This is a genomic window from Streptomyces sp. NPDC003327 (genome assembly GCF_053589515.1).
On the sequence record NZ_JBSFSA010000007.1, the window covers coordinates 178045 to 202949 of the forward strand.

General features: G+C 74.0%; 19 protein-coding genes. 7 read left to right on the plus strand and 12 right to left on the minus strand.

The genetic code is table 11. The features are described from left to right. The first annotated feature begins 52 nt into the window (after nt 1-52). From ACWDVG_RS09320 to ACWDVG_RS09330, 3 genes are all read left to right on the plus strand, one after another. A complete protein-coding gene (locus tag ACWDVG_RS09320; protein WP_451697729.1) occupies nt 53-1228 on the plus strand; it encodes a carboxylate-amine ligase in 1176 nt (391 codons plus the stop codon). A gap of 235 nt (nt 1229-1463) precedes the next feature. Continuing rightward, a complete protein-coding gene (locus ACWDVG_RS09325; protein WP_451697730.1) occupies nt 1464-3248 on the plus strand; it encodes an N-acetylglutaminylglutamine amidotransferase in 1785 nt (594 codons plus the stop codon). Further along, nucleotides 3221-5629, plus strand: a complete 2409-nt coding sequence (locus ACWDVG_RS09330; RefSeq protein ID WP_451697732.1) for a S9 family peptidase — start codon at nt 3221-3223, stop codon at nt 5627-5629. Before ACWDVG_RS09325 ends, ACWDVG_RS09330 begins: the two co-directional genes overlap by 28 nt. A gap of 18 nt (nt 5630-5647) precedes the next feature. Here the strand turns inward: ACWDVG_RS09330 and ACWDVG_RS09335 are convergent, their stop codons facing one another. Continuing rightward, the gene (locus ACWDVG_RS09335) at nt 5648-6436 is read right to left on the minus strand and encodes a YqjF family protein (protein ID WP_451697734.1); all 789 of its coding nucleotides are present in this window, start codon (nt 6434-6436) and stop codon (nt 5648-5650) included. A 413-nt stretch (nt 6437-6849) separates the two neighbouring features. Between ACWDVG_RS09335 and ACWDVG_RS09340 the strand changes: the two genes are divergently transcribed. Further along, nucleotides 6850-7332 (plus strand): DedA family protein, encoded by a 483-nt coding sequence (locus ACWDVG_RS09340; protein ID WP_451697736.1) that lies wholly within the window; start codon nt 6850-6852, stop codon nt 7330-7332. Nucleotides 7333-7446: 114 nt separating this feature from the next. Beyond that, nucleotides 7447-8235: an SAM-dependent methyltransferase gene (locus tag ACWDVG_RS09345; RefSeq protein WP_451697738.1), complete on the plus strand. Its 789-nt coding sequence runs from the start codon at nt 7447-7449 to the stop codon at nt 8233-8235. Here ACWDVG_RS09345 and ACWDVG_RS09350 read toward each other — a convergent pair whose 3' ends face one another. The 3 genes from ACWDVG_RS09350 to ACWDVG_RS09360 form a co-directional block, all read right to left on the minus strand. After that, entirely contained in the window at nt 8236-9510 is a 1275-nt protein-coding gene (locus tag ACWDVG_RS09350; RefSeq protein WP_451697740.1) for a vanadium-dependent haloperoxidase, read from the minus strand. A 174-nt stretch (nt 9511-9684) separates the two neighbouring features. Then, nucleotides 9685-11076, minus strand: a complete 1392-nt coding sequence (locus tag ACWDVG_RS09355; protein WP_451697742.1) for a condensation domain-containing protein — start codon at nt 11074-11076, stop codon at nt 9685-9687. A 76-nt stretch (nt 11077-11152) separates the two neighbouring features. Next, entirely contained in the window at nt 11153-12130 is a 978-nt protein-coding gene (locus tag ACWDVG_RS09360) for a sulfotransferase family protein (protein WP_451697744.1), read from the minus strand. A 198-nt stretch (nt 12131-12328) separates the two neighbouring features. Between ACWDVG_RS09360 and ACWDVG_RS09365 the strand changes: the two genes are divergently transcribed. Next, nucleotides 12329-13120, plus strand: coding sequence for an enoyl-CoA hydratase/isomerase family protein (locus ACWDVG_RS09365; RefSeq protein WP_451697746.1), 792 nt, complete (start codon nt 12329-12331; stop codon nt 13118-13120). 28 nt (nt 13121-13148) lie between these two features. On the opposite strand, the gene ACWDVG_RS09370 is transcribed toward ACWDVG_RS09365, so the two are convergent. Further along, nucleotides 13149-14165: an N-acetyltransferase family protein gene (locus tag ACWDVG_RS09370; RefSeq protein ID WP_451697748.1), complete on the minus strand. Its 1017-nt coding sequence runs from the start codon at nt 14163-14165 to the stop codon at nt 13149-13151. Next, a complete protein-coding gene (locus ACWDVG_RS09375; protein WP_451697750.1) occupies nt 14162-14956 on the minus strand; it encodes a phytanoyl-CoA dioxygenase family protein in 795 nt (264 codons plus the stop codon). The genes ACWDVG_RS09370 and ACWDVG_RS09375 overlap by 4 nt, the downstream gene beginning before the upstream one ends. Before the next feature lie 232 nt (nt 14957-15188). Between ACWDVG_RS09375 and ACWDVG_RS09380 the strand changes: the two genes are divergently transcribed. Continuing rightward, entirely contained in the window at nt 15189-15878 is a 690-nt protein-coding gene (locus tag ACWDVG_RS09380; RefSeq protein ID WP_451697752.1) for an HAD family hydrolase, read from the plus strand. Here the strand turns inward: ACWDVG_RS09380 and ACWDVG_RS09385 are convergent. The 6 genes from ACWDVG_RS09385 to ACWDVG_RS09410 all read right to left on the minus strand — a co-directional run bounded on the left by ACWDVG_RS09385 (nt 15853) and on the right by ACWDVG_RS09410 (nt 24902). Next, nucleotides 15853-17301 (minus strand): LysR family transcriptional regulator, encoded by a 1449-nt coding sequence (locus tag ACWDVG_RS09385; protein ID WP_451697754.1) that lies wholly within the window; start codon nt 17299-17301, stop codon nt 15853-15855. The genes ACWDVG_RS09380 and ACWDVG_RS09385 overlap by 26 nt on opposite strands. Nucleotides 17302-17421: 120 nt before the next feature. After that, nucleotides 17422-18885, minus strand: coding sequence for an MFS transporter (locus ACWDVG_RS09390; RefSeq protein WP_451697756.1), 1464 nt, complete (start codon nt 18883-18885; stop codon nt 17422-17424). After that, a complete protein-coding gene (locus ACWDVG_RS09395) occupies nt 18882-20924 on the minus strand; it encodes a B12-binding domain-containing radical SAM protein (RefSeq protein ID WP_451697758.1) in 2043 nt (680 codons plus the stop codon). Before ACWDVG_RS09395 ends, ACWDVG_RS09390 begins: the two co-directional genes overlap by 4 nt. Before the next feature lie 87 nt (nt 20925-21011). Then, on the minus strand, nt 21012-22415 hold the full coding sequence (locus ACWDVG_RS09400) for a B12-binding domain-containing radical SAM protein (protein ID WP_451697760.1): 1404 nt from the start codon (nt 22413-22415) through the stop codon (nt 21012-21014). Then, entirely contained in the window at nt 22412-23791 is a 1380-nt protein-coding gene (locus tag ACWDVG_RS09405; protein WP_451697762.1) for an asparagine synthase-related protein, read from the minus strand. The genes ACWDVG_RS09400 and ACWDVG_RS09405 overlap by 4 nt, the downstream gene beginning before the upstream one ends. Before the next feature lies 1 nt (nt 23792). Continuing rightward, nucleotides 23793-24902 (minus strand): AMP-binding protein, encoded by a 1110-nt coding sequence (locus tag ACWDVG_RS09410; protein WP_451697764.1) that lies wholly within the window; start codon nt 24900-24902, stop codon nt 23793-23795. Nucleotides 24903-24905: the final 3 nt, after the last annotated feature.

A 24905-nucleotide genomic window follows, 5' to 3' on the forward strand; every position in this document is an offset into this window, starting at 1 on the left:
GAGACGGCGAGGCCCCGACTTTGAGAAGGCCGTCCGAATACAGGGAGTCACGGTGACCGTCCGTATCGGGGTCGAAGAAGAATTTCACGTGATCGACATCGAGAGCGGCCAGCTGGTGCCGCGCGCCGACGCGCTGCTGCGCGCCGTGGAACGCTACGGCGACACCTTCACCGGAGAGCTGCCCCGGTCCGTCGTCGAATCCAACAGCGGGGTCCACGCGACCCTCGACGGCCTCTTCGCCGACCTGACCACGACCCGCGCCCGGCTGGACCGCGCCGCCGCCTCGGAGGGACTGGCCGTCGTCGCGGCCGGCACCGCCCCGCTGGCCCGGCTCGGAGCCGTCTCGTGCGCCGACGACGACCCCCGCTACGCGCACATGACCGGCGAGTACCGCAAGCTCGCCGACGAGCAGCTGATCTGCGGCGTCCACGTGCACGCCGACGTGCCCGACCGGGACACGGCGGTCCGCGCGATGTGCGTCGTCGCGCCCTGGCTGCCCGTCTTCCTCGCGCTCTCCGCGAGTTCGCCGTACTGGCTGGGCGCCGACACCGGGTACGCGAGCTGGCGCACCATGGTCTGGCAGCGCTGGCCCACCGCCGGCCCGCCCGGCTGCTTCACCGGCGCGGAGGAGTACGACCGGGTGGTGGAGGAGCTCGTCGGCTCGGGCGTCATCAGCGACCCCGGCATGATCTACTACGACGTCCGCCCCTCGGCGCACGTCCCCACCCTCGAACTGCGCGTCTGCGACGCATCCCCGCGCGTCGAGACGGTGGTGCTGATCGCCGCGCTCTACCGCGCGCTCGTGGCGGACGCCCGCGCCCGCCTGGCGCGAGGGGAACCCGCCTGCGACGGCAACCACACCTGGCTGCGCGCGGCGACCTGGCGCGCCGCCCGCTCCGGCCTGGAGGGCGACCTCGTCGACCCGGTGACCCGCCGCCCCGCACCCGCCCCCGCCGTGGTGCGCGGCCTGCTCCGCCGGCTGCGTCCCGTACTGGAGGAGTACGGGGACTGGCCGGCCGTACGGTCGCTCACGGAGGAGGCCCTCGCCCGGGGGAGCGCCGCGGAACGGCTGCGCACCACGGCGGCACGTGAGGACCTGCTCGCCGGTGTGGACCAGCTCGCCGCGGACACGCGCGGCAGGGCCCGGCCCGCCGCCCTGCCCCCGCGTCCCGCCCCCAGGACCCGGGCCGCCCGCCCCGGCGGGCGTGCGGCGGCGGGCGCGCTGTGAACCGGCGCGACGCGGGCGACGGCCCGGCGGCGACCTCCGCCCGCACCGACATCCCCGCGGGACGGCGTCCCCTCGTCACGACGTCCGACCGACACGACATACGACCCTCCGACAGAGGAGCGACGACGCACATGCGAAAACACGCCCGTCTGCCCGTGCACGCCGTGCACGCCAGCGACCCCGCGCCCCGTACGAGCGGTACGGTGCGGCCCACCGTCCAGGGAGGTGGCGCCCCGTGTGCGGCCTGACCGGTGAAATGCGGTTCGACGGAAGCCGTCCCGACCTGGCGGCGGTGGAGCGCATGGCCGACCGGCTGGCGGCCAGGGGACCCGACGGACGGGGCATGTGGTCCCAGGGAGCCATCGCGCTGGGCCACCGACGGCTCAAGATCATCGACCTGAGCGACCGCGGCAGCCAGCCCATGACCGACACCGAAGCCGGTCTGACCTGCGTGTTCAACGGCTGCATCTACAACTACCAGGACCTCAGGGCAGAGCTCCGGGCACTCGGGCACACCTTCGCCACCACGTCGGACACCGAGGTCGTGCTCAAGGCGTACCGCCAGTGGGGCACCGACTTCGTCACGCGCCTCGTCGGCATGTTCGCCGTCGCGCTGGCGGAGCACCGCACCGGCCGGCTCGTCCTGGTCCGCGACCGGCTCGGCATCAAGCCGCTCTACCTCGCCCAGACGCCCGGCAGGCTCCGGTTCGCCTCCACGCTGCCGGCCCTGCTCGCGGGCGGCGGCGTCGACACCAGCCTCGACCCGGTGGCGGCCCACCACTACATGAGCTGGCAGTCCACGGTCCCCGCGCCGCGCACGATCCTCGCCGGGGTACGGAAGCTCCCCCCGGCCACCGTCCGCGTCGTCGAACCGGACGGCACCCACACCGACCGCACCTACTGGCAGCCCTCCTACGCGCGCCGCGCCGAGTTCTCCGGCATGGACGCCCAGGAGTGGCGGGACGCCGTGCTCGGCGCCCTCCGCACCGCCGTGCGGCGCCGGATGGTGGCGGACGTGCCCGTCGGCGTGCTCCTCTCCGGCGGTCTGGACTCCAGCCTGATCGTGGCCCTGCTGGCCGAGGAAGGACAGGCGGACCTCGCGACCTTCAGTGTCGGCTTCGAGTCGGAGGCCGATCAGGAGGGTGACGAGTTCTTCTACTCCGACCTCGTCGCCCGGCGCTTCGAGACCGACCACCACCAGCTGATGGTCCCGTCCGACCGGGTCTCCACCGCGCTGGACGCCACGGTAGCCGCCATGAGCGAGCCCATGACGAGCCACGACGTCGTCGCCTTCCACCTGCTCTCGGAGCTGGTCTCGAAGGAGGTCAGCGTCGTCCAGAGCGGCCAGGGCGCCGACGAGGTCTTCGCCGGCTACCACTGGCACCAGCAGCTCGCGCAGGTGTCCCGCGCCCAGGAGCCCGACCGGTACGCCGAGGTCTACTTCGACCGCACCCACGCGGACCTGGAGAAGATCCTCCAGCCGCACATGCTGCCGCTCCGCGACGTGTCCAGGGACTACATCGAGGCCCACATGGCCGCGCCGGGCGCCGAGACGGCGATCGACGCCGGTCTGCGCACCGAAACCCACGTCATGATGATCGACGACCCCGTGAAGCGGGTCGACAACATGACCATGGACTGGGGCCTCGAGGCCCGGGTGCCCTTCCTCGACCACGAGCTCGTCGAGCTCGCGGCCGCGTGCCCGCCCGAGCTGAAGCTCGCGCAGGGCGGCAAGGGCATCCTCAAGGACGTCGGGCGGACGGTCCTCCCGCGCGACGTGGTCGACCGGCCCAAGGGGTACTTCCCCGTCCCCGCCATCCACCACCTCGCCCCGCCCGTCATGGAGCGCGTCCGCGACGCCCTGGCCGCGCCCGCCGCCCGCTCCCGCGGGCTGTTCCGCGAGGAGTACGTCGCCTCCCTCCTGGAGGCGCCCGACGACCACCGCGCACACCGCGGGCAGAACGCCCTGTGGCAGGTAGCGTTGCTGGAGATATGGCTGCAGACGCACGGAATCGACTGATCGGAGACCGCCGGGCGGGCGCGCCCGCGGCACAGCTCCTGCCCGTCGGGGCGGGGTACCCGGACACGCCGCCGCTGCAGACGGCGCACGCCTGCTGGTACCCCTCCGCCGACCCGGGCGGCGAGCGCGTCGCGTTCGTCTGCGACCGGGGCGGTTCGCCGCAGCTGTGGGTCGGGCAGGCCGACGGCGACCAGGCCTGGCCGCTCGACACCACGCCCGACCCGGTCACGGAGGTCGCCTGGTCGCCGGACGGCCGGTGGATCGCGTACACCGTCGCCCCCGGGGGCAGCGGGCACACCCGCGTCCTCTGCGTCCGCCCCGACGGCTCGGACCGCAGGGTCCTCGCCGGGGCGGAGCCCGGTACCTCGGCCTACCTGGGGTGCTGGGTCGGCGACGGTTCGGCGCTGGCCGTCACCGTCGCCGAGCCCGTCGACGCGGCGGGGAACCCCGTCAGGCACCAGGAGGAGCAGCCGGCCCGGACCGACCGTGACGGGCCGGCCACCCTCCTCGGCGCGGACGGCCGCCCGATCCGCGACGGCCGGCCGCTCGGGAACGGCCGCCCCGGATCGGGCGGTGCTCCGCTCCCGGGCGCCGGCCTGGACCTGGGCGGTGGCGTGGAGGCGAGCGGCGGCGTGGTGCCGGGCGGCACTGCGCTAACGGGCGGCGGCCCGTTGGGGGACGGTGGATCGTACGCGGACGGTGGCCTGTTCGCGGACGGTGGCGCGTACGCGGACGGCCCCCCGGCCCTGGACGGCCACCCGGTCCTGGGCGGCCACCCCGCCCTGGACGGGCGCTCGGCCCCGGGCAGCGGCGTGCTCCCGGGCGGCGGCACGGCCCCGCAGGGGACCCAGGCCCCGTACGGCTCTCCGTCCCCCGGCGGCTCCCCGTCCCCCGGCGGTGGCCCCGTCCCGGACGGTGGCCCGGGGTTCGTGCGCGACCGGCTCACCGCCTATCTGCTCGACCCCGACGGGGTCCGCCCCCCGGTCCTGCTCGCCGACGAGTCCGCGGCGGCCACGCTGCGCGTCTGCGACGTCAGCCGCGACGGCCGGCTCGCGCTGCTGCGCCGCGGGCCGCGCGGCGGCCGCGAGGCAGTCGTCGTCCGCGTCGCCGACCAGGCCGCCGCCTGCACGCTCCCGGTCGCCGACGGCGACCCGTGGATCGGCCGCTTCTCGGCCGACGGCCGCACGGTGTGGCTCCGCAGCGACCACGGCGCCGAGTTCGCCGCCCTGCTCGCCCTCGACGTGGACGAGCACGGGCACCGGACCGGCCTCCGCGAGATCGCCCGGAGGGCCGCCCACGACCTGGAACTGTTCGCCCTCGCCGAGGACGGGCACCGCGCCGCCCTCGTCTGGAACGTCGGCGGGACCAGCGAACTGGAGACGCTCGCCCTGCCCGGCCCCGGAGCGGTGCCGGTGCCGCCCCGGACGGTGACGCTCGACCACGAGGTGGTCACCCGTATCGCCGCCGCCGGACCGCACGGCCTCGTGGCCGCGCTGGCCGGGTCGCAGCGCCGCCCCGGGATCTGGCACCTGCCCGACGCGTCGACCGCGCTCCGTACCCCGTGGACCGCGCGGGACGCCGACACGGTCCCGCCCGGCCCCGCCCCCGTACGCCCGGTCCCCCTGCGGCCGAAGGCCCGCGACGGGCTGCGCCTGGGCGGCTGGTACCACCGGGCGCCCGGCCGCGCCCCCGGCGAACCCGCGCCCTGCGTGGTCCACCTGCACGGCGGCCCCGAGGAGCAGGAACGCCCGGTCTTCGAACCGCTGTACCACGAGCTGACCGGCCGCGGCCTCGACGTCTTCGCGCCCGACGTCCGCGGCTCCTCCGGCTGGGGCCGCACCTTCCGCGACGCCGACCTCGGCGAGGGGCGCTTCGCCGCCATCGACGACGTCGCCGACTGCGTCGCCCACATCGTCGAGGCGGGCCTGGCCGACATCCGGCGCCTGGCCGTCATGGGGCACTCGTACGGCGGCTACCTCACCCTCGCCTCGCTCGTCTGGCACCCCGGGCTCTTCCGCACCGGCGTCACCGTCTGCGGCATGTCCGACCTCACGACCTTCTTCGCCACCACGGAACCCTGGCTGGCCGAGTCGGCGGCCCACAAGTACGGCCACCCCGAACGCGACCGGGCCCTGCTGCGCGCCCTCTCGCCCATGAGCCGCGTCGACGCCCTGAGCGTTCCGCTCCTCGCGGTTCACGGAGCCCACGACACCAACGTCCCGCCGCGCGAGTCCGAGCAGATCGTGCGCGCCGCCCGGGAGCGCGGCCTGGAGGCCGAACTGCTCCTCCTGCACGCCGAGGGCCACGACTTCCGCCGCGCCGACAGCCGCCGCCTCTTCCGCCGCACCGCGGCGGACTGGATCGAGAAGCGCCTTGCCTGAGCGCAGGGGGCGCCGCCGTCACCCGATGCCGAAGGGCACCCCGAAGCGCACGCGCAGGCCCGAGCAGTACAGCACGCTCACCGGCGGGGTCCCCGCGAGGGGGAGCCCGGTCGCGGCGGCGACGAGCTCGTCCCGCAGGGACAGCAGGTCGACGTGCCGGAACCGCCACGACTCGTGGTGGAGGGGCCAGTAGTACGTGCGCCCCCACGCCTCGGCGTGCAGTCCCCACCGGGCGGTGAGGAAGTCATCGAGGGCACCGCGCCGGTCCTGCTCCCCGTTCACGGCGGCCCACACCTGGGAGCGGACGCGCCCCGGCCCGTGCCGCCGCACGGTGTAGAGGAGCCGCTCCCCGAAGCGCAGCCGGCGGGCCGACGCCCACCGGTACGGCAGACCGAACACGCCGCGCGCGGTCAGGGTGGGAAGGAGGCGGGCGCAGTCCAGGCTCAGGAACACCACTCCGCGCCGGCCGGAGTCGTCCACGCTGTAGAGGCGTACGTTGATCTCCGGGAACCGTCCCAGGACGGGCAGCGCGGGCCCCGTGGCGAACGAAAGGTCACGCATCTCGAAGAACACGAGCCCCACGAACGTCCGTCCGTCGAGCACGTCGGGGCGCGTCCCGGGCGGGAACAGGTGGGCGACCGCTTCGGGCCGCACCTCCCAGTGGACGAAGAGCACGTCCCTCCAGACCTGGCGGAAGGAGACGCGCCTCGGCCAGTCCGGCGGCGCCGCCGACACGGGACGGGGCGGCGCGGGTTCGCCCGCACGACGGAGCCGCCGTGATGCGGCCCGGCGGCGTTGCGTCGGCATGCCGGTCTCACCGTCCCTCGTGGGGGAGCCCGTGGCGGCGGCCGGCTCGTTCCGTCCGCGGCGGGCCCCCACGGCTCGTGGGGTTGTCGATGCTTCCTTGCCGCAAGGTTCGCCGCGCCGGCGCGCCGGGGAAAGTCGCATCGGTACTGCGTCGAAACCGTCCCGCGGGGACGACGACGCTCGCCGTACGGGCGTTCGGTTAGTCTGGCGCTGTCGGGGGACCCGGTGTCGGTGCCATGATCGGATCGATCCCGGTGCCGCCTCGGAGGAGCGGGGCGGAACGGGGGACGGAACGGGCGGAGGCGGAGCGCAGGTGGGAGACGGAGACCGGGCGGGAGCCGGAGACCGGGCGGGACGGGCGGGGCGGTCCGCCCGAGCCGCGGGCCCCGGCGCGGTGCCCGGGACGAGGCACCGTGGATAAGGTCGCGCTCACGGCCGCCGGTCTGTACGTCATCGTCCTGCTCCGGGCCGGGGGCACCTTCGCCGTCGGCTGGCTCGCCGGAGCCGGTGCCCGGCGCAGCAGGTTCGCCGAGCGGATCTCCTCGGCCAAGGTCCGGCGCGTGGAGCGGGCGATCCAGCGGTGGGGCGCGCCCGTGGTGGCCCTCTCGTTCCTGACCATCGGCTTCCAGACCGCCGCCAACTTCCTCGCGGGCAGCATGCGCATGCCCCTGTCGCGCTACCTCCCGGCCCTCTTCGTCGGGGGTGCGGCCTGGGCGCTGGTGTACGCCACCGCCGGCCTCGGCGCGCTCGAACTGCTGCGGCGCCTGTTCGCCGAACACACGGCGCTCGGCGTGGCCGTGGTGGTCGGCCTCCTCCTCGCGGTGGGGTGCGGCATCGCGCTGCACCGCAGGAGAAGGGCGGAGCCCGCCCCGGACGCGGGGCCGGAAGGGTCCTGAGCCGGATCCGGCGGGCCCGCGCCGGTGTTCACGTCACCATCGGCGCGTGAACAGAGGGGAACAAGGAGCCGACGCGGTAAAGGAGTTGCCGTCGTGCTGCGATACGTTGAAGGGGTGACCGACATCGAATCGCGCATCGACACGTCCCGGCCCCACACCGCCCGGATCTGGAACTACTGGACCGGGGGCAAGGACAACTACCCCGTCGACCGGGAGGCCGGCGACCGGATCCGGGAGCTGCACCCCGGCATCGGCGACTACGCGAAGGCCGACCGGCTGTTCCTGGGGCGGGCGGTGCGGTACCTGGCCGAGCAGGAGGGCATCCGGCAGTTCCTGGACATCGGCACGGGACTGCCGAGCGCCGACAACACGCACGAGGTCGCGCAGCGCGTCACCCCCGACGCCCGGGTCGTCTACGTGGACAACGACCCGCTCGTCCTCGCCCACGCCCGCGCCCTCCTGGTCGGGACGCCCGAGGGCCGCACCGACTACCTGGACGCCGATCTGCGGGACGTCGACGCGATCCTGGCCGAGGCGGCGAAGACGCTCGACCTGTCGCAGCCGGTGGCCCTGATGCTGCTCGGCGTGGTCATCTTCGTCGAGGACGACGAGGAGTCGTACGCGATCGTCCGCCGGCTCATGGACGCGCTCGCGCCCGGCAGCCACCTCGTCCTGTCCCACACGGTCACGCACCCCGACATGCCGGACGTCGACGCGGCGGTGGCGTTCTGGAACGAGCACGGCACCCCCAAGCTCACCCAGCGCACCCCCGAGGCGGTCGCCCGCTACTTCGACGGCCTCGAACTGCTCGAACCCGGCGTGGTGTCCTGCTCCGCGTGGCGTCCCGAGACCCCGGCGCCGGACGTCGCGATGTACGCCGGCGTCGGCCGCAAGACGGCCTAGCTAGGTACGGCAGAAGTACCGTTCCAGCGCCCAGGCGGCGATCCGCTGCCCCGTGGCGTTGCCCACCACGTCGGCGGTCCGGGTGTGGATGCCAGCCCACACCCGGGCGTCGTTGACGTCCTGGTTGTACGCGTCGGCGTGCGCGTAGTGGCGTGTGGTGTGCGTGGCGCCGGAGGTGATCCGCAGATCGATGCGGGAGCTGCCGAACAGCCCCACCAGGGTCCCGGTCAGGGCGCCGCCCACGGTGGCGTGCCCGCTGAGGTAGTCCGGGTGCGCCGGGGTGGCCAGCAGCGGCGACCAGGTCGGGTGCGCGTCGGTGGCCGGGTTGCCGTCGGTGTCCGCCTCGCGGATGGCGGTGACCGGCCGCCAGGTGGCGTAGTGGAGCTTGGCGTCCCAGGCGGCGATCAGCGCGTCCAGCCAGGTGGCGTTGACCGCCGCGTACAGCCGGGCCGCTTCGACGATGTCGAAGCGGTGGCGCGCCGCGTGGTCGCCGAGCGCCGACTGGGTGTCCATGCGGGCGAAGAACCGCGCGGTCTCCGTCTGCCGGGCCGTGCGCAGGGATCCCGTCCTGGCGCCGTACTCCCGTACCTCCTTGAGTTCCCGGGCGTACCGGGCGGAGGTGAGCGCGGGCGGCGGCCCGGGGCGGAACTGGTCGGGGCGGCGCATGAGGAGCGGCCGCATCCGGGCCAGCGGGGCGGTCGTGAACTTCTCGTACTCCTGCGGCGTCGGTCGCCACGTCCCCGGCGCCGGCACCGCAGAGAACGTCACCTCGCGATCGCGGCCGTCGTGTGCGCGCAGGGCCGTCAGGTGCTCCGCCGCGCGTCGTCCGAAGGCCACGCCCGCGTCCTTGGCCGGTCCGTCCGGGACCGCGGCCAGCGACGCGGTCCGGCTCTCCGTCAGTTTCGGTTCCGCCGCGGGGAAACCGGCGAGCAGCACGTGGTACGCCGCCGACACCGCGGCCGCCTCGGGGGAGGCCCCGCGCGGGCCGCGGGCGGCCCAGCGGTAGGGGGCGTACCTCGGCTCGATGCCGACGACCGCGTTGTACATGGCCAGCGCGACGTACGCGTGCCAGACCGAGGCCTCCGCCACCTTCGGGCCGGTCTCCGAGCCGGAGGTGCCGGTGGCGATCCGCACCCACTCGGCGACGACGCCGGGCCGGGCCCCGCCCGCCTCCTCCCGCCGCACCGTGGCGGCGGCCCGCTGTCCGCCCGTCGTCAACGCCGCTCCCGCCATCGCGACGACCGCCTTGGCCACACCGCGCCTGTCGATCCGCACTCCGCATCCCTCCTGCGCCGTCCGTCCGTCGGGGCTGTCGATTCCGTGGAGTCCGTCGAGTCCCTTCGGTCCGTCGACAAGAGCTGTGGCCGTCGCGGGGGTGCGGCCAAACCGTCCGCCGGGTCGCCGACCGCCGTCCGGGAACCACCGTCACCCGTGCGGCCGCCCCCGGCCTCAGCCCCGGTCGGCCGCCACCGCGTGGACGAAGTCCCGCAGCCGCTCGACGTACAGGCGCATGTTCTTGTGCGCGACGTCGGTGTCCGGATGGCGCCCGGCCAGGTGCAGGCCCTCGTGCAGCCGGTTGACCCAGACGCAGACCTGGGTGCCGTACGACACCCGGATCAGGCCGTAGACCGCCCAGTCGTCCCAGTGCTCGGAGCCCGCGATCGTCCGGCCGTCCACGAACGAGACGATGGAGTACAGGTCGGGCGAGGTCGGGCGGAAGTGGGGGCCGAGGAGGCCGAGCACCCGGGCGAGCGGGATGCGGGCGAGGCGCCGGTTGGCCCGCAGCTGGTCGCGCACGATCCGCAGCGCGCCGGGGAAGTCGGACGCCCGCGTCACGGGCAGTTCGACGGGGGCGCCGCCGACGTACCAGCCCACGGACTCCGACCACTCGCTGTTCGCCCGCGTGTGGAACGGCACGACCGTGCGGTACACCGGTTCCCCGCCGATGTCGTGGACGATGAGACCGGTGGCGGCCAGGAGGCCGACCAGGCTGCCGCCGTACGGCCGGCAGTACGCCTCGAACGCGGCGGCGGCGTCCGCGTCGACGAGCATCTCGCTCATGAGGGCCTGGGGCGTCAGGGCGCCGGGGTCCTGGCCCAGCTCGACGGGGAAACTCGGCAGCCGTCCGCCGCACCGGTCGAGGAAGCCGCGCCACTGGGCGACGATGTCGTGCTCCTCGTCGATCCGGTCCGCGTTCTTGCGCTCCAGCTCGCAGAAGTCGACGTAACTGCCGGGCGGCGGCGTCTCCTCCACCGCGCGCCGCTCGGCGCCCGCCGCGTAGAGCGCGTGGATCTCGGCGGGCGCCCGCTGGAGGGAGTACGAGTCGACGTTGCTGTGGTCGAAGGCCAGGTACACGCTGGTGTCCTCGTCCCTGACGACCGCCGCGTACAGGAAGTTGGGCCAGTCGAGGGGGTCGGCGGCGACGTCGAACCGGTCCTGGAGGTACCGGTCGAGCACGGTCGCGTCGGAGAAGTCCCCGACCGTCGTGGGGTGCAGCGTCACGTCACCGGCGTCCAGGGTGAAGCGCCGCATCTCGTCGCCGACCCAGCGGAACCCGCTGCGGAGCGTCTCGTGCCGCAGCGTCCAGCTCTGCAGGGCCTCCCTCAGCACGTCGAGGTCGACCCGCCCGGGGATGTCGAACGCGACGCCGAGCCAGGTCGGCACGAACAGGCCGTCCGCGCGGACCCTCCGGGACGTCCTGAGGTGGGACTCCTGGACGTACGCCGGGGGGCGCGCGTCCTCGGGCAGGGCCGCGGCCTTCTCGACGGTGGCCGGCGAGAGCGTCCATTCGACGAGGCGGCCCGGCCTGACCTCGCAGCGCTGGATGTCTGTGACGCGCACGGTGCGACTCCGATCGCGGGAGAGAGTTCAGCACCTGCGTGGCGCCCGGATGAACAACGATCCCGGGCACGTCGGGTCACGTGCCGAGGAACTCCGCGAGGCGGAGGTCGCCCGGAGCGCAGGCCAGGCGGAGCTCCTCCGCCTCCCGCTCGGAGAGGCGGCTCGCGGCGCCCGGGCGCCTCCCGTCGACCTGGCCGACGACCCGCGAGGCCCACTCCTCCGGCCCGGCGAGGCCCGCGAACCGGCCGAACGCCGTCAGATGGGGCACCGGGTCGGCCACCACGTCGTTGTAGGAGAGGTGCAGCAGCCGCTCGGGCGGCAGCTCGGCGAGGTGGCGCAGCGCCCTGTTGGCCCGCGACCACATGTCGCCGAACCGGGCCAGGGGGATGTCGGCGCCCGCCAGGGCCGCCGCGTCCAGGCTGTCGGGGGCGAACGGGCGCAGCTCCTCGGGGAGCCGCTCCGTGTGGCCGGGGTCCGGACGCCGGTACGGGTCGACGCCGAGCACCGCGCGCATGTCCCCGATCAGCACCCCGAGCCGGAACAGCGGGTGGCGGCTCATCGACACGGCGGCGTCCGGACCGTTGCGGTACATGTGCACGAAGCGGGCCGCCGGGAAATGGGCGAGCAGGTCGGGGAGGAACCGCAGGGACGCCCCGGAACGCTCGACGACGACGTCCCGGCCGCTCGCGGCCGCCCACCAGGAGAACAGCCGCAGATAATGGCCGGAAATGGATGCCGCCGACCAGCCGGTCACTTCGTCGCGCAAGCGGTCGTACAGTGCGTCCGGGTCCTTCGTGAGCGGTGGCAGCGTCATCAGGCTGAGGGCGGGCACGGCGCCGGCCGCATAGCGGCCCGAGCCGATCGGATATCGGTATTCCGGCACCGTGACGCCACGGCTCATGAGGACGTTCGGCTTGAGGCGCGGAGTGCCGAGCACTTTCCAGAACTCCGGTCCGTCCAGCTGTCCCGCGGGGAAGACGCCCGGGTCCAGGCAGGCGAAGAACTCGCTCAGACTCAGTGCGCCGGGGTGCTGGTTCACCAGGTCGGACAGCATCGTGGACCCACAGCGTCCGGTACCCAGAACGATGGTCAGCGGCACGTGTGGATCTTTTTCCTGCATTCTGTCGAATCCTCTTCCGTGATTCTCGTCGGCTGGCTGAAACAGTTATTGACCCGGCCTGCGCGGCCGACCTAGTGTGCATCGGCGATCGGGTTCTGAATGAATCCGAAAGAGCGAGAAAAGAGGTCGCCGATGTCGGTCAAGCCCGAGTCTTTTCAGAACGCGGTTAAATCGCTCGGATGCTCGCACATCGGTGACGGTGTCGTTCTTGTGGAGTTTTCCGGTGCACACGAACAGAATCCGTTCAGCCGGGCCCGCATGAGGGAGCTCACCGCGCTGCTGCACGACCTCGACGGGGACGACTCCGTCCGTTCCGTCGTCCTCCACGGCGGGCCGGACCGCTCCTTCGGCGTCGGCGGCGACTTCAACGAGGTCTCCGCGTTCACCGGCGGCGACGAGGTGAACGACTGGATCGACGACATCACGGACCTCTACACGGCCGTCGCCGGCGTCTCCAAGCCGGTGATCGCCGCCATCGACGGGTACGCCATCGGCATCGGCCTGCAGATAGCCCTCTGCTGCGACTACCGCGTCGCCGCGCCCACCGCCAGGCTGGTGATGCCGGAACTGCGGGTCGGCATCGCCTGCAACTTCGGCGGGTTCATGCTGCGGTACACCGTCGGCACCGCCGTCATGCAGCGGATGCTCTACACCTGCGAGGAGTGGCCGGCCGACCGGGCGCTCCGGGACGGACTGCTCCACGAGGTGCGCCCGGCCGAGGAGGTCCTGGACCGCGCCGTCGAACTGGCCCGCACCATCGCCGGCTACACCCCGGCCGCGGTGCAGGGCACCCGCCCGCGGGTGAACGCGCCGTTCGTCGAAGGACTGGAGCGCGTACGGGCCGAGGCCAAGGAGTCGCACCGCAGGGCGTTCGGCGCGGGCGAGGCCCAGGCCCGCATGCGGCGCATCATCGGCAAGGACTGAACGGACCGGGCAGGACGCGGCGGCCGCCTCAACCATGGCCGCCGCTCGCCCGGGTGACGGTGCGCCGCAGATCGATCCAGCGGGACTCCACCTCCCAGCCGAGCCGCCGGTACAGTGCGCGCGCCCGGACGTTCTCCTCGTCCACGGTCAGGACCATCCCGGTCCGGCCGCGGCGCCGCGCCTCGCCCAGCGCCCACCCCAGCAGCAGGCCCCCGAGCCCCCTGCCGCGCACCGACGCGTCGACGCCGAGCTGGCGCGCGTAGGCCACGCCCCGGCTCTCCAGCATGCGGTCACCGACGTTCAGGAACCCGACGACCCGGCCGTCGAGTTCGACCACCGCGCACTGCGAGGGGTCGACGCCCGGGTCGGAGCGGTACCACTCGGCCCAGTCCTCGTAGGAGTCCGCCTCCTTGCCGGCCTCGTCGCCGGCGTACGCCTGGTTCTTCGCGCGGTGGAAGTCGCGCAGGTCCGCCTCGTCGCGCAGCGGGCGCACCACCGCGCCGGGAACGGCGGGCACGGGCGGCAGGGGGCGGTCGTCCAGCGCGACCAGCATGCGGTGGTACGCCCGGGGCTCGCCGAAACCGAGGTCCCCCAGCGCCGCACGGGCGAGGTGCTCGCCCTCCGAGACGAAGCAGGTCAGCGTCGCCCGGTCCGCGCCGTCCGGCCCGTCGAGCGCCTCGCGGCAGCGCGCGACGGCGAAGCCGAGCAGCCGGGCCGCGTCGGCGCGCGTGGCCTCGGGCCCCAGGGCCAGTTCCACGACCCGTCCGGCGACGCCCGAGGTGCGGACGACCCAGGCGGCGGCGACCGGGTCGCCGTCGGGCCCCGGACAGAGCCTGGCGTCACGCGCCGGGTCCGCGCCGGGCCCCGTGATCCGTCCCGCGATCCACGCCCGGGTCGTCTCCACCCGGCCCAGGGCCGCCAGGTCCCGGGCGCGCGCGAGCTCCCAGACGGTGTCGAGGTCGGCCGCGGGGTCGAGCGGGCGCAGCTCCGGCGCCCGGCTCACCCGCGCGGCCGTGTCGAGCGACTCCCCGGGGACCGCCGTCACCGGCCGCCGCCCGCGGTGCCGGGGCGGCGGCGCGGCAGCGAGTAGACGTAACTGACCGCGCGCCGCTGGTCGTCGGTGGTGTTGGGGGAGGAGGTGTGCGCGGTGAAGGCCCCGAAGATGACGGCCGAGCCGGCGCGCCGGGGCAGGGTCACCGGTGTCAGGTCGGGCCACAGCCGCTCGACGTCCAGCGAGGGTTCGCGCGGCGAGGCGAACAGGTCGTCGCGGTTGATGCCGAGCGGCTCCTGGAGGACGCGTCCCCGGTGGGAGCCGGGCAGGAAGCGGAGGCAACCGTTGTCCTCGCGGGCGTCGTCCACGGCGATCCAGATGGTGTAGACGTCCTCGTACGTCTCGTAGAACTCCGGCTTGAGGAACAGCGCGTCCTGGTGCCAGGGCTTCTCCGAGCCGACCTCCGAGGGCTTGGCCCACAGATAGCTGTTGTAGAAGTCGCCGCGCGTTCCGTACAGCGGCTCCACCACGTTCTCGTTCAGCCCGAGCAGTTCGGGGACCTTCGCGAGCTCCGGCGAGTAGTCGTGGGCGTACCCCACCACGCGCACCTTGCCGGGGATGCCCTCCCGGCCCGCGGCGCGCGCGCCCCAGCCGCCGCCCTCTCCCTCGGCCTCCAGCTGCCAGCCCTGGGAGCTGTGGCGCATGTTCCGGGTCCGTCCGATCAGGTCGTCGCAGCCGCGACGCATGACCTCCAGGATCCGTTCCGGGACGAGGTCGTCGAGTGCGACGAACCCGTTCTCGTCGAGCTCCCTGACGAGTTCTTCCACCGGCCGACCGAGCTGCATCCGTGTCACCCTCCGGTACGCGTGAGCCTGCTGCCGCACCATGCCACTACGGCTCGACTATGCGTCGCCGTCGCGGGCGGCGGCAACGCATCCCCGGAGACGGATCGACGCCCGCCTCAAATGGCATAGGGCGGACGGGGAAGACGGGCTGCGGCCGCCCGGCGCTGCGGGCACCCTGGTACCGGAGACCAGCGGGGGCCGTCGGCCCCGCGCCCGAGGCGAGGGGGAGACCGTGGCAGAGGTGTCGGGGATCGTCGTCGACTGGGGCGGGGTCCTCACCCGCTCCTTCGCCGACGGCATCGCCGCCTGGGCGGCCGCGGAGGGGGTGGACGCGGCGGAGTTCCACGCCGCCCTGGGGCGGCTCGTCGGGCCCGGGGCGGAGCCCGGTCCCGTGGCGCGCCGGTTCCACCTGGTGGAGCGGGGCGAGCTGCCGGTGACGGAGTTCGAGGCGACGCTCGCCGGCCTGGTCCGCAGGCCCGACGGCACGCACCCCGTCGCGGCGGGCCTGGTGGAGCGGATGTTCGCGCCGTTCACCGACGAGCCGGCCATGGTGGAGCTGCTGCGGGCGGTGCGCGGCGCCGGCCAGAAGGTCGCGCTCCTCTCCAACTCCTGGGGGCACACGTACGACCGGCGGGCCTGGGACGGGCTCTTCGACGCCGTGGTGATCTCCTGCGAGGTGGGGATGCGCAAGCCCGAGCCGGAGATCTTCCGGCACACCGCCCGGCTCCTGGACCTCCCGCTCGACGCGTGCGTCCTCGTGGACGACCTCGGGCGCAACGTCCGGGCCGCCGAGGAACTCGGGATGGCCGCCGTCCACCACCGGACGGCACGGGAGACGGGCCTCGCCCTGGCGTCCCTCCTGCCCGAGGCCGGACGGCGGGCCGTTCTCGGGCACCTCAGCGCGGTGCCGTCCGGGCACTGACGGCAGGACGCGCCGGTCCCGCGCCCGTCGCGGCGGCCGCCGCCTCGACGGGGTGCGGGTCGGCCGCGGGCGCGGGAGCGGCGTCGCCCTCGCGCAGGTGGTTCACCAGGGAGTCGAGCCGGTGCTCAGCCGGCCCCGTACACGCGAGGAGCCGGCGGGCGGTGGCCGAGAGGGAGGTGCCGCGTGCCGTGGTGTGCACCAGGGGCAGGCCGCAGCTCGCCTCCAGGCGGTGGATGCGGCGGGTCAGCGCGGGCTGGGTGACGAGGAGGGCCGAGGCGGCCTGGTTGAGGCTGCCGGCCCGCCCGATGACCCGGAGCAGATGGAGGTGCTCGGGCTCGAAGCCGGCGCAGCGCTCGGCCGTGGACCAGTGCAGTTCGGAGAGGAGGACGGGCGGCGGGCTGACGGAGCCAGGGGCCGGCGGCGGCGCTGCAGAAACGTTCCCCCTGTCGGAGTGCCCGTCCCGATCGCCGCCCGGCCCCCGGTCCAGGGGATCACCGCCCGCCGGGAACGTGCCGTGTGCCGCCGCTCGCAGGGCGTACCGCCGGCGCAGCCACGCGCACAGCTCCTCCGCGAGCGGCTCGGGTATCGCCAACGGGTCGACGGCAAGCCGAAGCCTGCGCACGAACTTCTGCCGCAGCGGCCGCAGCACCACCCCCGGCCCCGCGTTCCCGCCCAGGGCCGAGGGGGACACCAGCGCGATGCCGTACCCCCGGCGCACCAGGTCGAGGGCCGCCCCCTGGGAGCGCACCGTGAAGCTCACCGGCGGCACCGGCGTCAGCCGGGACAGCGCCCACCCCTGGTCGTCACCGGAGTCGCCGCCGACCACGGCCACCCATTCCGTACGAGTGAGGTCGCGCAGGTCCAGGATGTCCTGGGCGGCCAGTGGATGCCCCAGCGGCAGCGCGATCTGCTGCGGCTCCTCCGCGACGGTCCGGAGCAGGACGCCGCCGCGCCGCGCCACGGGGCGCCGCGCCGTCTCCCAGCCGAGCGCCGCGTCGGCGGCGTACCGCTCGAACCGCTGCCAGACCCGGTGGCAGTCGTCCGGCACGATGTCGAACACCACGTCGGGGAAGCGTCCCGCCAGCTGCTGGTCGAGGCCGTACGCCCACTCCGTCCCCACCGCGAACTCCACCACCGGCAGCCGGCTCGCCGCGTCCGCCTCGTGGTGGGTGGTGGCGATCGCGAAGTCGATCGCGGCCAGCAGCCGCCGTCCGACGTGCAGCAGGGCGTGCCCGGCCTCGGTGGGCTCGGTGCCGGTGGCGCCTCTGGTCACCAGCAGGGTGCGCAACCGGCGTTCGAGCTTGACGAGACGGCGGCTGGCGGACGACTGCGTCATCCGGCCGTCCCGCTCGACGGCGTGCAGACTGCCGTGGTCCGCCACGGCCTGCAACAGCACCACGTCCGAACGGCGCAGGTCGAACACCCGGCTCTCCTCCCTCACGGCCCGGCCCGGGAGGCGGACGCGCCGTGAGGGGCGTACCCACCGGTTCCCGGGGGAACGCGTTCCAGAGTAGGTCGGTGACGACCCCGCGGAACCCGGCCCTCAGGTGGTTGGCCGGATCGGACGGGGGGTCTGGCCGGGCGGCACCGGCACGTCCCGCCGAGGCGGGGGCGTACGCGGGAAGAGGAGGGCGGCGCCCACGGCGACGACGGCGAGGACCGCCGAACCGGCGAAAACGGTGCGGTAGGCGGCGGCCGAGGGAAGGGCGGCCGCGCCGCCCGCGACCGCGAGGACCATGGAACTGACCTGCACGCCGAAGGCCCCGCCGAGGTTACGGAGCACGCCGTTCAGGCCGACGGTCACCGCGGTCGACCCGCTCGGCGAGGCCTGCACGAGCAGTTCGGCCATGGCGCCGCCCAGCAGCCCGGTGGCCAGGCCGTTCAGGGCCGTGCCCAGGGCCAGGCCCGCGGCGGCGGACGGCAGCACGGCGAAGACGACCGCGCCCGCCGCGAACAGGGCCGTGCTCGTGCCCATCACCGCGTGGGCGGTCAGCCTGCCCTTCTCGCGGAACCAGCCCGACACCAGGCCGCCGGAGACCGCGCCGAGCTGCATCGGCAGCATGACGAGCGTCAGGACGGCGCCGCCCGCCCCGAGGCCGTACCCCGACTCCCGGGGGGCGGCCACGAGCGCGGGCGCGAGCACGCCGATCTGGAACATCACCACGCCGGTCAACAGGCTCACCAGGTTCAGGCACAGCAGCGGCCGGCGGGACATCAGCCGCATGTCGAGCACCGGTTCGGGCGACCGGCGCTCCACCCGGAGGAGCAGGGCGCCGCCCGCCGCGGCGACCGCCAGCAGGCCGGCCCCGACGACCGAGCCGAGGCCCTCCCGGCCGTACCGGGTCAGGGCGAGGAGCAGACAGGTGCTGACGGTGCCGAGGAGCAGCAGCCCCGGTACGTCGATGCGGGTGCCCGGCCGGCGCGGGGTCTCCGGCAGCACCAGCGCCCCCGCCACCAACAGCAGCACCGCCAGGACCGCGGCCGCCACGAACAGCCCGCGCACGGACGGCAGTCCGCCGCCGAACACGCCCGCGAGCACGATGCCCACCCCGCCGCCGGTGCCGAAGGAGGCCGACAGCAGCCCCGACGGACCCGACAGCGACCGCCCGGGGAAGCCCTCCCGCAGCAGCCCGACGCAGAGCGGGAACAGCCCGGCGGCCACGCCCTGCACCAGGCGCGCGACCAGCAGCACGGTGAACGAGTCGGTCAGCGCCGACACCACGGACGCCATCGCGACCACGCCGAGGACGGCGAGCAGGACCGCCCGCCGCCCGTACAGGTCGCCGAACCGGCTCACGACGGGCGTCGCGACACAGCCGACGAGCAGGTGCCCGGAGACCACCCAGGCCGCGTCCGACGCGGACACGCCGAACGCCCCCTGGATCTGCGGCAGCAGGGTCGCCACGCCCAGCTGGAGCAGGGCGAACAGACCGCAGGCCCCGGCGAGCACGGCCAGCGCCGCGCGGTGCGGCGGGGCGGTGGCCGGAACGCCGGGGCCCGCGGTCACCGCTGCTCGCTGAGCGCGGGCTCCGCCAGCGGCGTCACTTCGGCGGACTCGAAGCGGTGCCGGTAGTGGCGGATCCGCGAGACCGGATAGCTCGGGCCGATCGCCGCGAGGGCGAACGCCTTCAGGTCGTCCGGCGCCGGACGGAACCGCCCGTTGGCCCCGAACTGCTGGTCGGTGTAGTCCACCCGGACGCGGCGCGCCCGCAGCGGACCGCCCGCGAAGTAGTGCGGCCAGTCGTGGTCGTACTCGGCGGTCTTGCCGCGCTCGGGGTCGTAGTCCGGGCGCAGCATCACGTCGCGCTGGAAGTCCAGGACGTCGCGCAGCCGCGCGTCCTGGTCCGGGTCGAGCCCGAGGGTGCGGAGGTACTCGGCCAGTTCGTCGTGGAACCGGTCGAACTCGGTCGCCACCCGCAGCCAGCCCCAGTTGTCGATCGTCCAGCCCCGCCGCCGGCCGTACGGCGCGAGGTGCGTGGCCAGGTCCGGCTGGCTGGCCACCAGGTTGGCCAGCGGCAGCGTCGGGATGTCGATGTAGTCCTGGTACAGGCTGCGCATGCGCAGGTAGAGGGAGCCGATGAAGCTCTCCGGGCGGCTGGTGAAGTGGTTCTGCAGCCCCTCGTAGAAGGCGGTGTAGCCGATGCCGTGCTCCTGCCGGAGGTAGATCGACAGGTAGCGGGTGTAGCAGCCGTTGTGCAGAAACTGCACCGCCTGGACGAAGGCGAAGGACTCGACCCACTCGTCCCGGGGCATGGCGCTGGTCTCCATGACCATGTCCATGCTCTCGGCCTCGTCGTCCGGGGTCCCCGGCCGCTCGACGTACAGCCGCTTGGGCACCGTGCGCAGGCCGTAACCCGAGATCTTCTCCGGGGTGTTGATCGGCGCGTTGGGCAGGATGCCGAACTCGTAGACCCGGATGTCCTCGTGGTTCCCGGCCTCCAGGAGCGAGCCGATGCCGTCGCGGAAGGTGCGCGCGGTCTCCAGCGGCAGCCCCAGGATCAGCTCGGTGTAGGTGTGGATGTTCTCCACGGCGTACCGCTGCTGCAGCTTGCGGTAGTTGTCGAGGCCGATGTTCTTGCGGTCGATGGCCTCCAGGACGTCCATGTCCGTGCTCTGCATGGACAGCGTGGTGCCCATCAGCAGGTCCGCGTCGTGCCAGGCCTTGCTGATCTCGAAGACCCGGTCGTTGGAGTTCTTCGCGAAGTTGACCCGGATCTGCTTCGGCGAACCGGCCTCCGTCCGGGCCTCCGCCAGCGCGTGCGCGATCTCCAGGTCGCGGGGCAGGATGCCGAAGTTGGCGTCGCAGATGAACAGGTCCTCCACGTCGTTGCGGGCGAACCACTCGATCTCGTGCTGGATGCGGTCCTCGTCGAAGAGCCGCAGGGCGCTCATCGTCGCCGAACCCCAGTCGCAGAAGGCACAGGAGTACGGGCAGCCGCGGTTCGTCTCCCAGAGCGCGTAGAACCGCAGGCCGCGCTCCCGGCAGGTCTCCACCGCCGCGTCCATCACCCCGTTGAGGTAGGGGCTCGGGGTCTCGATCCGCCGCGGCAGCCGCTTGGCGGGCGGCCCCGCGACCGCCTCGCCGTCCCTGCGCACCGTCACGCCCGGGACCCGGGTGTAGTCGGGGCGCTCCGCGAGCCGCTCGGCCAGCAGCTCGCGGAAGGCCACCTCGCCCTCCCCGTGCGCCAGGACGTCGACGTACGGATGGCGGGTGAAGAAGTCGCCCACCTTGTCCGGTACGTGCGGCCCGCCGGCCACCACGAGCATGTTCGGGTAGCGCTCCTTGAGGATCTTCGCCACCTTCATCTGGCGGCGGAAGTTCCACACGTAGCACGACAGGGCGAGGACGTCCGGCTCGGTGATGCCGTCCGCCATCTCCCGCACCGGGGCGACGAGGAACAGCGGCTCCTGGAAGTCGTAGGAGGCCGCGACGCGCTCGTCCTGCTCCGCGTACGTGCGCAGCAGGCCGGCGACCAGCGGGAGGAAGGGCACCGCGTTGAGGCCGATGAAGTACACCTTGCGGCGGCGGGAGGATTCGGCGGACATGCTCGGGTCACGGCTCCTCGTGGTCGGGTCTGCTCGGCGGTGGGACGGCACCGGCGTGCCGGTGAAGGGCGGGGGAGGAGGACGGGGTCATCCGGTGCTCGGGACGCGCTCCGGCTCCCGGGCCCGGCGCGGCCCGGCGGCGAGGCGGATGCCGCTGAGCATTTCGTCGAAGGCGCTGTTGTCGGAGTAGTAGAAGACGGACGGGTCCTCGCCGGAGGCGACGCCGGGGGCCGGACGCGCGCTGGCCCCCGCGAGGAGGTCGGCGAGCCGGTGGTAGAAGTCCTCCAGCGGAAGCCGCGTCGGGAAGAGCGAGTGGTAGCAGTCGAAGAGTTCGGGATCGTCGCTGATGAGCCGGTCCCTGCTCTCGTCGTACAGGTCCGTGCCCGGCAGCGGGGTGAGGACGGAGAAGCTCGGCATGTCGACCTGGAGCTCCTCCACGGTCCGCCCGAGCCGTACGAAGTCCTCGTCGCCCCACTGGGGCTGGACGATGAAGTTGGCCCGCACCTTCACCTGGTTGGTGTGGAACAGCTGGAGCGCCCGCCGGGTCTGGTCGGCGTCCGTGCCCTTGCGGTAGCCCGACAGCTCGTCGTCGGTCATCGACTCGGCACCCACCAGCACCGAGTCAAGGCCGATCTCGGCCCAGCGGGTGATCACGTCCGGCCGGCGCAGCGCGGTGTCGGTGCGCACGTACATGTGGAACCGCTTGCGGAAGCCCGCCTTGTCGATGGCGTCGGCGAGCTCCATCATCCGCGAGGGCTGGATGAACGCCTCGTCGTCCACGACGTACAGGTTGTCGCCCTCGATGTCGGCGATTTCGGCGAGCACCCGGTCGATGTCCTTGACCAGATAGCGCCGGTCCGTCATCCGCCACAGCGAACAGAACTTGCAGGTGTACGGACAGCCCGCGGTGAACCGGATCAGCGACACCGGCCGGTAGATCGAGTGGAAGTAGTCCTTCCGGTGGTGCGAGAGCAGCGAACGGTCCGGCATCGGCAGGTCGTTGAGCGCCGCCGGCTTCGGCTTGCGGTCACGCTCCAGACCGGTGCGCGAGTCGTACGGCGCGAGGCCCGCGCCCGCCTGCGGGGTGCGGCCCGCCTCCAGGTCGGCGGCCAGCCGGTTCAGCGGCGCGCCGCCCTCGCCCGCCACCACCCAGTCGGCCTCGAAGCCGTCGAGCCACTCGGCCGACACCGTCGGGTGGTGGCCGCCCAGCACGATCGGCACGTCCGGCCACAGCCGGCGGACCTCACGGCTCGCCTCCCGGGACACCCGGACGCTCGTCGTGTACGGAATGGCCACGCCCACCAGGTCCGGCGGCTCGTGCGTCGCCGCGTACTCCTCCAGCGGCGGATCGAGGCGCAGGTCGTGGATCGTCACGTCGTGGTGCCCGCGCAGCGCGCCCCCCAGGTACTCCAGCGGCAGCGGCTCGCAACAGCTCAGCCGGTCGCTGAGGAGGGCCCGCTCGTTGCGGGGCCATACCAGCAGAACCCTCATCCCATGCCTCCCAGACGCCGGACCCGGCCCGCGTCGTCGTGTCCGGTCTCCGGTCCGCCGTCCCGGAAGACCTCGGTGGCCATGCCGTACAGCCGCCCGGCCTGGACGGCGGGGTCGTCGCTGCCGAGGGCCGCGGCGAACATCCGGCTCATCGCGGTGCCCTCGTGGATGCCCCGCTTGGGCCGCCAGGCCACCTCCGCCGGCAGGACGTCGGCGGCGGCGCTGCGCAGCACCCACTTCGCCGTCCCCTCCCGGACCTTGAGGCGTCCGCGGATCTCCAGCGCCGCGGCCATCACCTCCCGCGCCCAGTACGGGTGGCGCACCGCGGTGTGGCGGGCGTCGGCGAAGGCCGGGTGGAACTCGTTGCTCCGCCCCGTCGCGCGGGTCTGCGCGACGACGGCGGCCTCGACGGCCTCCTCGCTCCCGGTACCGCCGAGCCCCGCGAACAGCAGGTCCGCCCCGTACCCGGACAGCAGCACCTGGCGGCCGTCGGTGGCGAGGTGGTCCTGCAGGAAGCAGGCGGGCGCGGCGATCTGCAGGGTGAGCACGTCCCAGGTCTCCAGGGCCCGGATCATCCCCGGCAGCATCGCGGCGAGCTGCTCCGGCCCGAACAGCACCTCCTCGTGCTTGGTGCCGAGCCGGTCCGCCAGCCACGCCGCCTGCTCGAACTCGTCGCCGAACGGGGTGCCGACCGTGTACGTCCGCACCGCCGACGCGCCGAGCTCCCGCACCGCGAGCGCGGCGACCGTGGAGGAGTCCACGCCGCCGCTGAGCGAGACGCCGACCTCGTCGGCGCCCGCGGCCATGCGCGCGACGGACGCGCCGAGGACCGTACGGACGGTCTCCACCGCCCGGTCCGGGTCCGTCTCCACGGGCCGCTCCGGCAGCGGCGCCACCCGGCGCACCGAGACCGGCTCGTCGCCGTACGCGTCCACCACCACGGTCACCGCGCTGTTCGCGGGCACGGGCGTGACCCCGGCGAACCGGCCGCCCGGCAGCAGCGACTTCTCGGCGTCGCCCAGCACCACCGGGCGGCCCAGACGCGGAAGCAGGGCGCCGGCCGACGTACCGACCAGGAGCGCCCTGTCGGCCCGCGCCCAGTGCAGCGGGCAGGTCGCGCCCACGTCGCTCCACAGCGTGGCCCGGCCCTCGCGGACCAGGACCGCGCAGTAGCGCGCGAGGCTCCGCTCGGCCCAGGCCGTCAGGGCGTCGAGCGGCGCGTGCGGCGGCGGCTCCTCGTCGGTGAGCCGGTCGCCCTGGACCACGAGGACGTCTCCGCCCTCGCGGCGCACCAGGACGTCCATGCCCCGGCCCGCGCCGAGGAGTTCGACCTCCGTGCCGCCGTCCGGGCGGCTGGACAACAGGAATCCGGCCATGTCAGTAAACCCCCTCGACGCGGCGTCCCTCGGTGAACTCGGGGCTGTACGGGTCCCCCACCCACGGCCACGGATAGCGGGCGGCCGCGACCCCGTAGGGCCGGACCCGCCGGGCCCTGTCCCGCTCCCAGAAGCCGGGCAGCAGCGCGTCGTCCGTCAGCCGCCAGACCCGTACCCGGCCCTCCTCGCCGTAGGGAACGTCGTTCCCCAGCTCGTCGACGACGTCGAGCGCGACGTGCGGCTGGCACGGCACGTACACCACCCGGTGCTCGTCCTCCGCCTCGAAGGGCTTCTGCCAGCTGATGCCCGTGGTCGACGTGCCGTACATGCCGACCACCGGGACGCCGGGGAAGAAGTCCTCGCGCAGCTCCCGGTGCGCCTCGGGCTCCATGGTGGTGCCCGCGTGCACGATCGCCCGCACCCCGGCCAGCGCCTCGGTGCCGAGCCGCTCGGGCAGCATCTCCAGGAGCCGGGAGGTGCAGAACAGCACGCCGATGTCCTGGGACCGGGCCACCTCCGCGATCTGCGCCCAGATGTGGTCGACGTAGCGGTCGTAGGCGGCGGTCATGCCCTCCTCGCCGAAGATCTTCACGATCCTCGGGTCGAGGTCGATGGAGAAGCACATCCCGCCGCGGCGCTCCGCGAACGCGACCACGAGACGGCCCGTCGTGTGCGGCCCCATCGGCCCCACGAACAGCCAGTTCGCCCCGCGCGGCACACCGTGCAGGTCGAGGAACTCGTCCGAGAAGGCGAGGATGTCCTCCCAGTAGCGGCGGCCCCAGGTGCCGTGCTTCGCCGGGCCCGTGGTGCCGCCGGTCTGCGCCGCCCACAGCGGGCCGCCGTCCGCGAGCACCGACCGCGGCACGAAGTTCTCCAGCGGGGAGCGGCGCGCGGCCTCCTCGAAGTGCATCTGGTCGGGTCCGTCGCGCAGCCCGATGAGGGCGATCGCGTCGGCAAGGCCGTGCACCTTCTCCAGGGCGCGGGTGTTCTGCCGTTGGTCGCGCTCCAGCCAGTACGGCGTGCCGTGCCGCGGATCGAAGTGGAGGCGGACGAGGCGGCGCACGTCCTCGTCGGTGATCGGACGGAGCCTCGACTCACTCGGACTGCGCATGAC

Bases quoted from the DNA above. Each gene is read 5' to 3' on its own strand.
- ACWDVG_RS09330 (WP_451697732.1), top strand. From the start codon at position 3,221: ATGGCTGCAGACGCACGGAATCGACTGATCGGAGACCGCCGGGCGGGC.
- ACWDVG_RS09335 (WP_451697734.1), bottom strand. From the start codon at position 6,436: ATGCCGACGCAACGCCGCCGGGCCGCATCACGGCGGCTCCGTCGTGCG.
- ACWDVG_RS09360 (WP_451697744.1), bottom strand. From the start codon at position 12,130: ATGCTGTCCGACCTGGTGAACCAGCACCCCGGCGCACTGAGTCTGAGC.
- ACWDVG_RS09365 (WP_451697746.1), top strand. From the start codon at position 12,329: ATGTCGGTCAAGCCCGAGTCTTTTCAGAACGCGGTTAAATCGCTCGGA.
- ACWDVG_RS09375 (WP_451697750.1), bottom strand. From the start codon at position 14,956: ATGCAGCTCGGTCGGCCGGTGGAAGAACTCGTCAGGGAGCTCGACGAG.
- ACWDVG_RS09395 (WP_451697758.1), bottom strand. From the start codon at position 20,924: ATGTCCGCCGAATCCTCCCGCCGCCGCAAGGTGTACTTCATCGGCCTC.
- ACWDVG_RS09400 (WP_451697760.1), bottom strand. From the start codon at position 22,415: ATGAGGGTTCTGCTGGTATGGCCCCGCAACGAGCGGGCCCTCCTCAGC.
- ACWDVG_RS09405 (WP_451697762.1), bottom strand. From the start codon at position 23,791: ATGGCCGGATTCCTGTTGTCCAGCCGCCCGGACGGCGGCACGGAGGTC.
- ACWDVG_RS09410 (WP_451697764.1), bottom strand. From the start codon at position 24,902: ATGCGCAGTCCGAGTGAGTCGAGGCTCCGTCCGATCACCGACGAGGAC.